The 13,185-nt window shown below is 57.9% G+C and carries 9 protein-coding genes; 2 read left to right on the top strand and 7 right to left on the bottom strand.

Translation table 11 applies throughout. The annotated features are described in order from the left end of the window. Window positions 1-5: 5 nt before the first annotated feature. On the bottom strand, window positions 6-2,630 hold the full coding sequence (locus CPY64_RS16545) for a cation:proton antiporter (protein WP_042485528.1): 2,625 nt from the start codon (window positions 2,628-2,630) through the stop codon (window positions 6-8). Window positions 2,631-2,913: 283 nt separating this feature from the next. Here CPY64_RS16545 and CPY64_RS16550 point away from each other — a divergent pair, with 283 nt between their 5' ends. Both CPY64_RS16550 and CPY64_RS16555 read left to right on the top strand, forming a co-directional pair. Next, entirely contained in the window at window positions 2,914-3,351 is a 438-nt protein-coding gene (locus tag CPY64_RS16550; protein WP_042485524.1) for a DUF2946 family protein, read from the top strand. Window positions 3,352-3,449: 98 nt separating this feature from the next. Next, window positions 3,450-5,501: a TonB-dependent copper receptor gene (locus CPY64_RS16555; protein WP_042485519.1), complete on the top strand. Its 2,052-nt coding sequence runs from the start codon at window positions 3,450-3,452 to the stop codon at window positions 5,499-5,501. A 249-nt stretch (window positions 5,502-5,750) separates the two neighbouring features. Here the strand turns inward: CPY64_RS16555 and rpoH are convergent, their stop codons facing one another. The 6 genes from rpoH to aspS all read right to left on the bottom strand — a co-directional run bounded on the left by rpoH (window position 5,751) and on the right by aspS (window position 13,155). After that, window positions 5,751-6,647 (bottom strand): RNA polymerase sigma factor RpoH, encoded by an 897-nt coding sequence (gene rpoH / locus CPY64_RS16560; RefSeq protein ID WP_009457472.1) that lies wholly within the window; start codon window positions 6,645-6,647, stop codon window positions 5,751-5,753. A 289-nt stretch (window positions 6,648-6,936) separates the two neighbouring features. Beyond that, a complete protein-coding gene (gene fghA / locus CPY64_RS16565; RefSeq protein WP_042485512.1) occupies window positions 6,937-7,830 on the bottom strand; it encodes an S-formylglutathione hydrolase in 894 nt (297 codons plus the stop codon). A gap of 126 nt (window positions 7,831-7,956) precedes the next feature. Further along, window positions 7,957-9,063, bottom strand: a complete 1,107-nt coding sequence (locus tag CPY64_RS16570; protein WP_026483572.1) for an S-(hydroxymethyl)glutathione dehydrogenase/class III alcohol dehydrogenase — start codon at window positions 9,061-9,063, stop codon at window positions 7,957-7,959. 152 nt (window positions 9,064-9,215) lie between these two features. Next, window positions 9,216-10,457, bottom strand: a complete 1,242-nt coding sequence (gene clsB, locus CPY64_RS16575) for a cardiolipin synthase ClsB (RefSeq protein ID WP_042485509.1) — start codon at window positions 10,455-10,457, stop codon at window positions 9,216-9,218. A 40-nt stretch (window positions 10,458-10,497) separates the two neighbouring features. Next, on the bottom strand, window positions 10,498-11,349 hold the full coding sequence (locus CPY64_RS16580; protein ID WP_042485507.1) for an endonuclease/exonuclease/phosphatase family protein: 852 nt from the start codon (window positions 11,347-11,349) through the stop codon (window positions 10,498-10,500). Between the two features lie 18 nt (window positions 11,350-11,367). Beyond that, the gene (aspS, locus tag CPY64_RS16585; RefSeq protein ID WP_042485503.1) at window positions 11,368-13,155 is read right to left on the bottom strand and encodes an aspartate--tRNA ligase; all 1,788 of its coding nucleotides are present in this window, start codon (window positions 13,153-13,155) and stop codon (window positions 11,368-11,370) included. Window positions 13,156-13,185: the final 30 nt, after the last annotated feature.

Below are 13,185 nucleotides of genomic sequence, written 5' to 3' on the forward strand. Positions count from 1 at the left end.
TTTTTTTACGTCTGCGCCTCGGAAGGCTCTGTCTGTTGCACCAGCTTGGGTGGCAAGGGCGGCCCTACAAAATTTTCTGCTTCACTCAAGGCATGCGCCAAGCCAAACAGCGGTGGCAACGCTTCGTGCTGACGTTGGCCGGACTCGAACTCCTGCCAGACCTGGTAGGCACGCTGGCGTTGGCGCACAACCGCCTCGATCTTTTCACTGAAGATCGGGTCTTTGCCTCGCAAGGTGTCGAAGTCGCGCTCGGTCAACATCAGCAGGCGACTGTAACCCAAGGATCGGACGGTGCCCACATAGTCACTATGCTCCAGCACTCCTACCTCGCCTATTGTCTGCCCTGTACCCAACTCCACCAGGCTGCCATCCGGCAAGGTAATTTCCAAGGCTCCAGAAGCCACAAAGAACATGACGCGCATGCCACCATAGCGCAGATGGATTTTCTGATCCGGCAAAGCCAGACGTGGGCGCAAGCGTCGTGACAGGTCTTTCTTGGCCTGCTCGGAAATACCGTCAAACATGGGTACCTGGGCTATCAGTTCCATCGCACTCATGGTCATGTCCAACGTGGGACGCTCGTCCAGATAGCGCCAGCGCTGCGTAATCTGTTTGACCAGATCGGCGTACATTTCGCTGGTAATCAGCGAATGCGACAGCATGGTGCGGTAGTGTGCCCGTTCCTGGGCAGCCGCCACTCGTGCCAGATAGGACTCCTGCAACCACTGCGCAAACACCGGGTACTGCAGCGTCAAGGAATGCAAGGCATCTTCCAGCTGAGACAGGCGCAGCTTATGGGCCTGCACAATCGTGCCTGTGGCCTGTTGGCCCAGTAAGGGGGCCAATTCGGTTTCGGCAAAACGTATCAGACGCTGGGCCACCGAGCGCTTGGCGATCAGGTTCGAGAAACGCTTGTCCAGTTCCCGCACCAGCCACCCCTGCAAGCCAAACAGATAGTGCAAGCGCAAAGCAGACCGGAAACCTCGGGAATAGCGCAGATCATTGGCAATGGCGGCCTCGAAACCGGCCAAGCCAGCCAGACGTACCGTATCGTTCATGCGTTCGGCGCGGCTCAACAAGGACTCGGCTGTTTTCCAATCCACAATCTGCGATTTCAGCAGCTCGTAAAACAGCTCCACCTCGCGGGCCGACAGAATCGCCATGCCCATTTTCACTTTCTGCGCCTCGGTCAGGCTCTGGATCTGGCCGGACGCCACACCGGCCTGACTGGCATCGAAGACCGTACACAGGCGCTCGATAACCTGTGGCTTGATCTGCTCTTGCCGACCCAACTCCTCCGTCTTGTCGCGCAGTTCTTCCAGGGCCAGACTCACCGCCTGATCGCGCAAATGACGTTCCAGCGGTGTCAGTTGGTTCAGGCCTAGACGACGAATCAAGGGTCGCAAACTGATCCCGTTCACAAACAAGGTCAACAACACAAAGCCCGTCGTCGCCACACCGATGAACTGGCGCACATCATGCGGAATGGCATGCTGTTCCGTAACGGCCAAGGCCAGTGCCAGGGAGACAGCGCCGCGCAGACCACCCCATAAAATCACCACCCGATAGGGGCGGCTGACTCGGGTGCCAAAGCGGGTACGCCCCAGCAAAGGCAGTACGGCAAACACCATGACGGCCCGCGCAAGCAAGGTCACCACAAACAGCAAGGCCACCAGGCCAATCTGCGTCCAGGTGATTTCGGCCATCAGGCGCGGAATCAGCATGGCAGCAAACAAGAAGATCAGGGAGTTGGCCAGGAAGCCCATCTGCGTCCAGGAGCTGCTCAAAAGCTCGAAGGTCGCAGGCGACATGCGGGTACGCCCCGTGGAGCCCACCACCAAGCCGGAAATCACCGTGGCGACCACACCCGATACGCCCAGATAGTGCTCGGACACAAAAAAGGCCAGATACGCCAAGGCAATCGTCAAGGTGACTTCAGCCGCCGGCCAGCCACGCAAGAGCACGAACAGGCCGCTAGCCAGACGCCCCATCAGGAAGCCCGCCACACCACCGCCTAAAAAGCTGAACAGGAAGCTGCCCAGCACGGTGCTGCCGCTTAACTCGCCACCGCCGGTCAGCACGGCCAGCAGCACGGAGTACAAGGCAATTGAAGCCGCATCGTTGAACAGGGCTTCGCCTTCCACCAGCGTGGACAAGCGTTTGGGTGCGCCCACTTCACGGAAGATGCCCACCACAGCGACTGGGTCAGTGGTGGCCACAATTGCGCCCAGCATCAGACAAACCACCAGCCCATAGGAAGAAGCAGCGTTCAGGGCGTAACCCACCGCAAAGGTACAGACCACCACGGCCACAATAGCCATCATCAGGATGGCGCCTATATCGTCGAGCAGGCGGCGCAAGTTCATGGCCAGCGATGTCTCGAACAGCAGGATAGGCAGGAAGGCGTAAAGGAAGGTCTCGGAGGAGATGTCGAAGGCCTGCAAGGTATTCAGGAAGTCCGACACCATCTTGGGCGCCCAGGCATGCAGATGCAGCAAGATACCCAGTGCAAAGCCGATCAGGGCCAGAAGTACGGAGTACGGCAGTCGCAAGCGTCCAGCCAAAGGCGGCATAAAGGCAACCAGCCCTAGCAGGCCTGCCAATCCAAAAACAAACTGCCCAATCTGCATCGCGACATCCTTTGTCATCGGCATTGAGTCGATCGGCATGTGCATACGCATTCAGGCATGGGCAAGCCAGATCGGCACGGAAAATCCCCCCGCTTTCCGCATGAATCAGAATAGCGCCTTTTTCCCGACCTACAGCCGCCGAATTATCTTTTTCTCGCAAAATTTACGTTTTTTGGCCTCCGGGCCCGCGGTCAGAAACACAAATGGATGGTGATACGGCAGCAAGCCAAAATCTGCGCCAGCGCAAATTCGTCTCTGACATAACTCGTTATACTTTCGCATCATGAATTTTCCGCGCACCTTCCTCACAGCGACACACTGGCCCCATCGTCTGGGCCTGTGCTTGTTGTTGCTGGCGGTGGTGCTACGCGGAATGGTGCCTGCGGGCTATATGCCCAAGCAGACCGATCAGGGTTATGCGCTGGCCTTCTGTCTGCCCTCAGGACAAAGCCTGCCACCTGAAATGATTCAGCACTGGGCGGCCTTGTTAGGCGAGGACAACAGCGCCCATTCGGACGAGGCCACCACCAGCGCGACCTGTCCCTTCTTTGTCATGCTGCAAGCCGCGCTGACACCGGCTCCTGTTGCGGTCGTCACGCCCTTGAGCCTGGGCCATTTCCGGCCCTTCCTGCTTCCCCCTCTTAGCCCCGCCCTGGCACAGGCCTTTATTCGTGGCCCGCCAGTGGGGCAACGCGCCCCGCCCTCTCTTCTTCCTGCCTGATTCCCCGCGTTCGGCCCTGTCGCTACGCCTTTTATCCTTTGTTGCTATCGCCCAAGCGGGTTTGCCGCTGGACGACGGCTGCTCTTCGGAATTTAGTCATGAAGAAATTAATAAACCCCGGCCTGATCAGCGCCGGTGTGCTGGCCTGCGTGCCCTCTATTGCCCTGGCCCAATCCACCGTTATTGAACAACTGAGCCCCATTGTGGTGACCGGGGTGGCTCCAGAATCCCCCTTGCAGTTCAGCACCAACCCCAAACTGCCCCGCCTGCCTTTGCCGGCCAGCGACGGCACGGATTACTTGAAAACCATTCCTGGCTTTGCCGCCATTCGTAATGGCGGCAGCAACGGGGACCCGGTACTGCGCGGCATGTTTGGCTCGCGTCTGAACATACTGACCAATGGCAGCTCCATGCCCGGGGCCTGCCCGTCGCGCATGGATGCGCCGACCTCCTACATTTCGCCCCAGTCTTTTGATGAACTGACCATCATCAAAGGCCCGCAAAGCGTGCGCTGGGGCCCAGGGGCTTCTGCCGGAACGGTACGTTTCGAGCGCAAAGCGCCCGGCTTTACCGAAAACGATGCCACGCTGGACGCCAGTATTCTGGGCGGCTCGGCTGGCCGTCACGCAGGCAATGTGGACTTTGCTGCTGGCAATGCCTCTTACTATGCCCGCCTGACCGCCAATCAAGATCGTGCACAGGACTACAAGGACGGGGATGGTGAACGTGTGCCCTCGCGCTGGAAAAAGTGGAATACAGACGTCGCCATTGGCCTGACACCGGATGCCGATACCTTGCTGGAGTTAAGCGCAGGTACGGGTGACGGTTATGCCCGCTACGCCGGTCGTGGCATGGATGGTACGAAATTCAAGCGTGAAACCCTGGGTCTGCGTTTCAAGAAGGATATGCACGAAGGCGTGCTGCGCAATGTGGAGGCCCAGCTCTACTACAACTACGCCGATCACGTTATGGACAACTACGGGCTGCGCACCTTCAAACCGGGTGGTGGCATGTCCATGCCTATGGCCTCCAATGTGGATCGCCTGACCTGGGGCGGCCGTCTCAGCATGGACTGGGCCTTGAGCGAAGACCTGACCCTGACCACAGGTGCTGATTTGATGCGCAGCCGCCATCGCAAACGCAGTGGCATGGGCATGCAGGATTACCGCGATCAGGATTGGGTGAAAGATGCCGAGTTCGACAATATTGGCCTGTTCACCGAAGCCCGTTGGGATTTGAACGACGCCAGCCGTTTGATTGGTGGTGCACGTCTGGATTGGGCCAGCGCCCGTGACCTGCGCCCAAGCCTGGGCAGCGGCATGATGAGCAAGCCCAACCCCGGCGCGAACGAGCGCCGTAAGGAAACCCTGCCCAGTGCCTTCCTGCGTATCGAGCATGATCTGGATTCCCTGCCTTTGAGTCTGTACGCCGGTATTGGCCATGTGCAGCGCATGCCGGACTACTGGGAGCTGATTTCCCCGGCCAGCGGCCCGCAAGGCAGCGCCAGTGCCTTCCTGGGCATTCAGCCTGAAAAAACCACACAGCTGGATTTTGGCGCGCAGTACAAGGATGAAACAGTCTCGGCCTGGGCCTCTGCCTATATTGGCCAGATTCAGGATTACATCCTGTTCGACTACCTGCCCGGCGGCATGATGGGCACGAAAACCCAGGCCAGAAACGTCAAGGCCCGCATCATGGGTGGGGAATTGGGAGCGGACTGGAAAGCCACGCCCAACTGGACTTTGGGCGGCAGCCTAGCCTATGCCTGGGGCCGCAACAGTACGGATGGCCGCGCCCTGCCGCAAATGCCCCCGCTGGATGTGCGTTTGACGGCGGACTATGTGCAAGGCCCCTGGTCTGCAGGCGGTGTCTGGCGCATTGTGGCCAAGCAAAATCGCTATTCACAGGGGCAAGGGAATGTGGTGGGTTACGACTTCGGGCCTACGGGTGGCTTCAGCACCCTGTCGCTGTATGGCGGCTACAAGATCAACCGTAATCTGTCGCTGACGGCCGGTGTGGATAATGTGTTCGACAAGACTTACGGCGAACACCTGAATCTGGCCGGGAACAGTGGTTTTGGTTTTGGCGCAGCAAGCCGCTTTAATGATCCTGGCCGCACCGTCTGGCTGCGTGCCGCTTTGACCTTCTGATCGATTTTGCCTGCTGGATCGGGCTGACTCGGCAGGCAAAACAGCTGAAAAATCAGGACAAAAAAAGGGACACCTAGCTGGTGTCCCGTAAACATCCGCTTCAAAAGGGAGGGGAAGAGGAGAAGCCGAAGCGGATGCGCAAATGCCGAATTGCATAGGTGGCAAAAATCAGCAAATGTATTGTTTAGTCCGCGAAGATCAGCTTAAGTTCTTCGGATTCCCCGAAAAGTTGTAACTCTTTAAAACGACTTAAGCCGCTGGCGCCAAAGCGACGCGCAGCTTCTTGAATGCCGCCACTTCAATCTGGCGAATACGCTCTGCCGACACGCCAAATTCGGCGGCCAGATCGTGCAAGGTGGCACCGCCATCGTCCTGCAACCAGCGGGCGCGCACAATGCGCTGCGAACGCTCGTCCAGCGTGTCGATCGCTTCTTCCAGGCCACTGCCTTCCAGCATGTCCTGGGCACGACGCTCCAGCACGCGTGTCGGTTCCTCGTGCCCTTCGTCGGACAGGTAGGAAATAGGCGCGAAGTTGTCATCGTCGTCGTTGGCCGGGGCTTCCAGGGCCATATCGTGACCGGACAGACGCACTTCCATCTCGCTGACGTCCTGTGGACGCACATCAAGTTCACGTGCAATCGCGTCTACCTGAGCCGTATCCAGCGTTTGTCCGTCCGGACGCATGCGGCGCAAATTGAAAAACAGTTTGCGTTGGGCCTTAGTCGTGGCCACTTTCACCATGCGCCAGTTGCGCACGACATATTCGTGGATCTCGGCCTTGATCCAATGCACGGCAAAGGACACCAGGCGCACCCCGCGATCGGGGTCAAAGCGTTTGACGGCCTTCATCAGGCCCACGTTACCTTCCTGAATCAGGTCGGCATGAGGCAAGCCGTAACCCAGGTACTGGCGGGCAATGGAGACCACCAGACGCAGGTGCGACAAAATCAGTTCACGCGCAGCATCCAGGTCATCCTGGTCGCGCAGGCGTTGACCCAGCTCGGTCTCGCGTTCAGCGCTGAGCATGGGCAGGCGGTTAACAGCAGAAATATACGCTTCGATCGTCCCCAGTGCGCCTGGATTAGACACGGCGGCGACGAGTTCATTACCAGACGTCAGGGCCAAAGCGTTCGCTTGTTGTGTCATGGAAAATCCTTCAAAGGTCAGCCGGCGAGAGCACTAAACCAGGCCCTCAAACCGCAGAAAACGTATTTCAACAATCATTGAGTTTAGCACTCGATGGTCTGGAGTGCTAAAAATTTCGAATACAGGAATAAGAGCGTCGCAGCAAGAAAAAGTTCACTACTTGGGGGAAAACTGCTGCAAATCGGTGGGCAGAACGCCACAAACAGGCAAAAAAAAAACGTGGCTGCCTGAGAGTAACGCCTTCATGCCCACCTGAAAATAACAAAGTGCGACCTTGTTTATCCAGCGATCACAGTCGCTCGGCGTGGAAATTCAGATGGTCCTGAATGAAGGTCGAGATGAAGTAGTAGCCGTGGTCATAGCCATCGTGACGGCGCAGGGTCAAAGGCTGTTTGGCCTGCTCGCACGCCTGCTCGAATACTTCCGGATACAGTTGTTCGGCCAGAAAACCGTCGCTCAAACCCTGATCCACCAGAATACCGGCGGGATACGGTGTGCTGGCCTTGGCCATCAAGACGCTGGCGTCATGTTGTTCCCAAGCCTGGCGATCCTGACCCAGGTAGGCACCAAATGCTTTTTCGCCCCAGGGGCAGCGGGTTGGCGCAGCAATAGGCGCAAAGGCCGACACGGAGCGGTACTTGCCAGGATGGCGCAGAGCCAGCGTCAAGGCACCATGGCCGCCCATGGAATGACCAAAAATACCCACACGGCTGGCGTCGCCGGGCAGGATGGTCGTGACCAGATCAAACAGCTCCTGGGTCACATAGCTTTCCATGCGGTAATTCTTGTTCCAGCCAGGCTCAGTGGCATCCAGATAGAAACCGGCGCCAGTTCCCAGATCCCAGCCCTCCTCCTCCCCGTCCACACCCGCGCCACGCGGGCTGGTATCGGGAGTGACCAGCATGATGCCGTGCTCGGCAGCGTAGCGCTGGGCACCGGCCTTGATCATGAAGGTTTCTTCCGTGCAGGTCAGCCCTGCCAGGAAAAACAGCACAGGCACACGGCCTTGCCCGATGGCCTCTGCCAGACTGGCGGCCCCTTTTTGGGCGCTAGCCTGTAGTTGCGGCGGCATATACACAGAAAAACGCATGGGCAGGCCAATTGTCTGCGAAGCGTGTTGGTAGTAGCGCTGCCAACCATTAAAACAGCGGTGTTCGTTGAGCAGTTCCAGTGTCTGAGTCATAGCCCCCTCTTGTTCTCAATTGCAGATCCGGCCCACATCCTGTGTCACGCCCAAGGGCGGCCACGGACTCTGGAACCGGGATAAAGGGTGCAGGCGGCTGCCTGCGCCCTCCTCAAGCGACGTCTATCAGTACATCACCACCGAACGGATGGATTTACCGGCATTCATCAGGTCAAAGCCTTCGTTGATGCGCTCCAGCGGCAAGGTGTGGGTGATCAGATCGTCGATATTGATCTTGCCATCCATGTACCAGTCCACAATCGTGGGCACGTCGGTACGGCCACGGGCGCCACCAAAAGCGGAGCCCTTCCATTCACGGCCTGTGACCAGTTGGAACGGACGGGTGGAGATTTCAGCACCGGCCTCGGCCACACCAATAATGATGGACTGGCCCCAACCGCGGTGGCAGCACTCCAGCGCCTGACGCATCACCTTGGTGTTGCCGATACATTCAAAGGAGTAATCCGCGCCGCCGTCTGTCAGTTGAATGATGTGGTCCACCACGTTTTCAACCTCGTTGGGGTTCACGAAATCGGTCATGCCGAACTGGCGAGCCATGGCTTCGCGCTCGGGGTTGATGTCCACGCCAATGATCTTGCCAGCGCCGACCATCTTGGCGCCCTGTATCACGTTCAGGCCAATACCGCCCAAACCGAAGACCACCACATTGGCACCCGCTTCCACTTTCGCGGTGAACAGCACAGCACCCAAGCCTGTGGTCACGCCACAGCCGATGTAGCACACCTTGTCGAAAGGTGCGTCGCTACGAATCTTGGCCAAGGCAATTTCTGGCACCACGATATGGTTGGCAAAAGTCGATGTGCCCATGTAATGGTGCACAGGCTTGCCACCAATGGAGAAGCGCGAGGTGCCATCGGGCATCAGGCCCTTGCCCTGGGTAGAGCGAATGGCGGTACACAGGTTGGTCTTGCGCGACAGGCAGGATTTGCACTGACGGCACTCGGGTGTGTACAGAGGGATCACGTGATCGCCGGGACGCAGGCTGGTCACGCCAGCGCCCACATCCAGCACCACGCCTGCACCTTCATGGCCCAGAATCGCTGGGAACAAACCTTCTGGATCCGCGCCAGACAGAGTGTAGTAATCGGTATGGCAAATGCCCGTCGCCTTGATCTCGACCAGCACTTCGCCCGCTTTGGGACCTGCCAGATCGACCTCTTCAATCGTTAGCGGTGCGCCCGCTTTCCAGGCAACAGCTGCACGTGTTTTCATGTGGTCCACCCTCCGGATAAAAGTAATTATGGTTACGGCAAACTCGGTCCTTCGGGACCAAACTCTTAAAGTATAGAGAGTATTTTATAAGGTGCTGCCCGGCTGGCGGCACCTTGTATGGGTAAAGACCCGCACAACGTACAGGATTGTCCTCAATACAAGGACGATTTACCCGTCAGTAGCACGCCCAGGCGCAACATACCATAGGCCAGGTAATCGACCAGCCGGCTGAATACACCCAGACGCTGATACTGCTCCGGGTAGACTCGCGCGGCATTGTGCTCGATCTCGTACTCCAGCCTGGCCTGCAAGTTCTGGGTAAACGGCTGATCCTGAATCAGTACATTGGCCTCACGCGCCAGGAGCAGGCTGAACGGATCCAGATTGGACGAACCCACCATGGAATAGTCATCAATGACGGCCACTTTGGCGTGCAAATAGCTGGCCTTGTACTCGTACAGCTCGATGCCATGATCCAGCAGTTGTCCATACATGAATCTACAGGCCCGATATTGCAGGAAGTATTCAGCATGGCCTTGCAGCAACAAGCGCACCCGCACGCCCCGTTCCGCGGCCTGTTCAATACGACGGCGCAAGGTGCGCCCCGGAAAGAAATAGGCATTGGCCAAAATGACCTGCTCCTTTGCCTTGCACAGCAGCTGCAAGTAGGCCTGCTCAATTTGCTGACGATGGCGCACATTATCCCGCAGCAGCAAACTGGCCCGTATGCCTTCAAAAACCTGGCCGGCCTGCTCTGCCTTCTTGCGTTCCTGACGGCGCTTGCGCCATTCACGCCATAAGGTAAAACGCTGGGTGAAGCTGTCCCAATCCTTGCGTCTGCGCCAGGCCATACGCAGCCATAAAGCCTGCTGAGCCCGCACCATGTCATCCACAATCGGCCCTTCGCAACGCACGGCAAAATCAAAACGCGGCCTGCCCTCGCCATTGATCAAGGGCACATCATCAAAGTCATCCAGAATATTGATGCCACCGACAAAGCCAATGCGCTCATCGACCACCAGCATTTTCCGGTGCAGCCTGCGCAGGCGTCGCAAAGACAAGCGCGGTTCGCGCCAGCCTTGGGGCTTGGGGCGATAAATCCGGTAGCGGGCACGCATGGCCTTTAGCTGTTCGGCAATCTGCAAGGCATGCACATCACTGCCAAAACCATCAATCACCACGCGGACGCGCACACCCCGCTCGCAGGCCCGACGCAAGGCATCCAGGACACTATTGCCGCTGTCATCCAGGTTGAAAATGTAGGTTTCCAGGTGCAGGCGCTTTTTGGCCTGGTCGATCGCCTTGCAAATAGCCGGAAAAAATTCCTGGCCGTTTTGCAGCAAGGTGATCTGATTACCTTCGTGCCAAAGTGGATCGCGCTTCAGACTCGGCATGCTTGCTAGGCCTATGCGTTAGGAAACCACTGAATGCCCTTTAAGGCAGCTCCAGCTCGGTCAGGATGGGGGCGTGGTCGGACAATTGCTTCCAGGGCTCACCCACCAGCACACGGGCATTACGCACCGCAAAACCACGCTGATAGACACGATCCAGACGTAGCCAGGGGAAGGCGGCGGGGAAGGTGCGGGGAGGTGGCGTCATGCGGGCGGCACCATTCACGCCCAGCTGAATGCCTTGATCCGGCACGACCAGCCCGCTTTTGCGCATGGTGCGCAGCCATTTGATGGGCTGACGCAAACGGAAGCGGTTATCGGCCTGACCACGAGGCGAGAAGGAAAACACTTCATACAGATTCAATTGCTGCACAAAGATAGGCGCCAGGCGGTTATTCCAGTCGTTGAAGTCGCCCGCGATCAGCAAAGGTTCGTCCGCAGGGACAATGCGCTTGATGCGATCGAGCAGGGCCTGAACCTGACGCACCCGACCACTGTTGAACAGCCCCAGGTGCACCACAATGCAATGCACCGGACGGCCGCCAACATCCACAACCGCATGAAGCAAACCGCGCTGTTCCATGCGATGGTCGGAGATGTCCTGGTTTTCGTACTGCAAAATGGGAAAGCGCGACAACAAGGCGTTGCCATGGTCCGTATGGGGACGCACCACGTTGCAGCCGTAAGCCGTATTCATGCGCAAGGCAGCAGCCAGCGATTCGTGCTGGGCGTCCAGGCTGCTTTGCAGCTGGTTACGCCCTTGCACTTCCTGCAAAAACAACAAGTCGGGAGACAGCCCGTAAAGCCCCAGACGCAGATCCGCCAAAGACTCCCGTTTGCCCGAAGCCGAGCGGCCCTTGTGAATGTTGTAGCTAACTACCCGAATCACTGACACGCCGTCCCCCCATCTGACTTACTTGTTTTCAACAGCCCGCAGACGAATATGCAACTCGCGCAGTTGCTGCTCGTCCACAGCCGATGGGGCCTGGGTCAGCAAGCACTGAGCACGTTGTGTCTTGGGGAAAGCAATCACGTCACGGATCGAATCGGCACCAGCCATCAAGGTGACCAGACGATCCAGACCCATGGCCAGACCACCGTGTGGAGGCGCACCGTATTGCAGCGCATCCAGCAGGAAGCCGAACTTCAGTTGTGCTTCTTCAGGACCGATATTCAAGGCATTGAACACTTTGCTCTGAACGTCGGCACGGTGGATACGGACCGAACCGCCACCCACTTCCCAACCGTTCAGCACCATGTCGTAGGCCTTGGCAAAGGCCTTGCCGGGATCGGTTTCCAGCAGGTCTTCGTGGCCGTCCTTGGGGCTGGTGAAGGGGTGGTGAGCAGCAAAGTAGCGGTTTTCGCCCTCGTCGTATTCGAACATGGGGAAGTCCACCACCCACAGAGGCTTCCAGCCGTCTTCGGCCAGACCGTTGGCCTTGCCAAATTCGCTGTGACCGATCTTGATACGCAGGGCACCAATCGCGTCGTTCACGATCTTGGCCTTGTCAGCACCAAAGAAGATCAGGTCGCCGTTCTGGGCGCCCGTGCGCTCCATCACCTGCTTCAGAACCTCAACGTTGATGTTCTTGACGATAGGCGACTGCAGGCCTTCAGGGATCGAGGTCACATCGTTGACCTTGATATAAGCCAGGCCCTTGGCACCGTAGATACCGACGAACTTGGTGTAGGCGTCGATTTCGCTGCGGGGCATGGCGCCACCACCAGGAATGCGCAAGGCAACCACACGGCAGGATGGGTCGTTGGCCGGTGCAGAGAAGACCTTGAAGTCCACTTCACGCATCAGGTCAGCCACGTCCACGAACTCCAGCTTGACGCGCAGGTCAGGCTTGTCCGAACCGTAGCGCTGCATGGCTTCAGTCCAGCTCATGGTGGGGAACTTGGGCAGTTCCACGTTTTGCACAGTACGGAAAATGTGCGTGACCATGCCTTCAAAAATATCGCGAATCTGCTCTTCGTTCAGGAAGGAGGTTTCGCAGTCGATCTGGGTAAATTCAGGCTGGCGGTCAGCACGCAAGTCTTCGTCGCGGAAGCACTTGGTGATCTGGTAGTAGCGGTCAAAGCCCGACACCATCAGCATTTGCTTGAACAGCTGGGGCGACTGGGGCAGTGCAAAGAATTCGCCTGCGTTCACACGCGAGGGAACCAGATAGTCGCGAGCGCCTTCAGGGGTGCTCTTGGTCAACATGGGGGTTTCAATATCGATGAAACCCAGGTCGTCCAGGTAGCGACGGGACTGCATGGCCACTTTGTAGCGCAGCATCAGGTTGTTCTGCATCTGTGGACGGCGCAAATCCAGCACACGGTGCGTCAGACGCGTGGTTTCGGACAGATTGTCATCATCCAGCTGGAAAGCAGGCGTGACCGAAGCGTTCAGGATTTCGATCTCGTCGCAAACGATTTCAATCTCGCCCGAGCGCAGATCAGGATTGACCGTGCCTTCAGGACGAGCCTGAACGCGGCCGGTAATGCGCAGGCAGTACTCATTACGGATACGTTCGGCCACTTCAAAGGCCTGCACGTTGTCAGGGTTGACGACAACCTGCGCCAGACCCTCACGGTCGCGCAGATCAATGAAAATCACACCCCCGTGGTCGCGGCGACGATGTACCCAGCCAAACAAATTGACCGTCTGGCCCAGGTATTCTTTGGAAACCTCGCCGGTATAACACGTACGCATCTAGGATGACTCCGAAATAGTAAAAACTGC

It is taken from the genome of Alcaligenes faecalis (assembly GCF_002443155.1).
Classification (GTDB): domain Bacteria; phylum Pseudomonadota; class Gammaproteobacteria; order Burkholderiales; family Burkholderiaceae_B; genus Alcaligenes; species Alcaligenes faecalis.

Excerpts from the sequence above, each read along its gene's own strand:
- clsB (WP_042485509.1), bottom strand. The coding sequence starts at position 10,457 with ATGCCGAGTCTGAAGCGCGATCCACTTTGGCACGAAGGTAATCAGATC.
- aspS (WP_042485503.1), bottom strand. The coding sequence starts at position 13,155 with ATGCGTACGTGTTATACCGGCGAGGTTTCCAAAGAATACCTGGGCCAG.
- CPY64_RS16570 (WP_026483572.1), bottom strand. The coding sequence starts at position 9,063 with ATGAAAACACGTGCAGCTGTTGCCTGGAAAGCGGGCGCACCGCTAACG.
- CPY64_RS16555 (WP_042485519.1), top strand. The coding sequence starts at position 3,450 with ATGAAGAAATTAATAAACCCCGGCCTGATCAGCGCCGGTGTGCTGGCC.
- fghA (WP_042485512.1), bottom strand. The coding sequence starts at position 7,830 with ATGACTCAGACACTGGAACTGCTCAACGAACACCGCTGTTTTAATGGT.
- CPY64_RS16545 (WP_042485528.1), bottom strand. The coding sequence starts at position 2,630 with ATGCAGATTGGGCAGTTTGTTTTTGGATTGGCAGGCCTGCTAGGGCTG.
- rpoH (WP_009457472.1), bottom strand. The coding sequence starts at position 6,647 with ATGACACAACAAGCGAACGCTTTGGCCCTGACGTCTGGTAATGAACTC.
- CPY64_RS16550 (WP_042485524.1), top strand. The coding sequence starts at position 2,914 with ATGAATTTTCCGCGCACCTTCCTCACAGCGACACACTGGCCCCATCGT.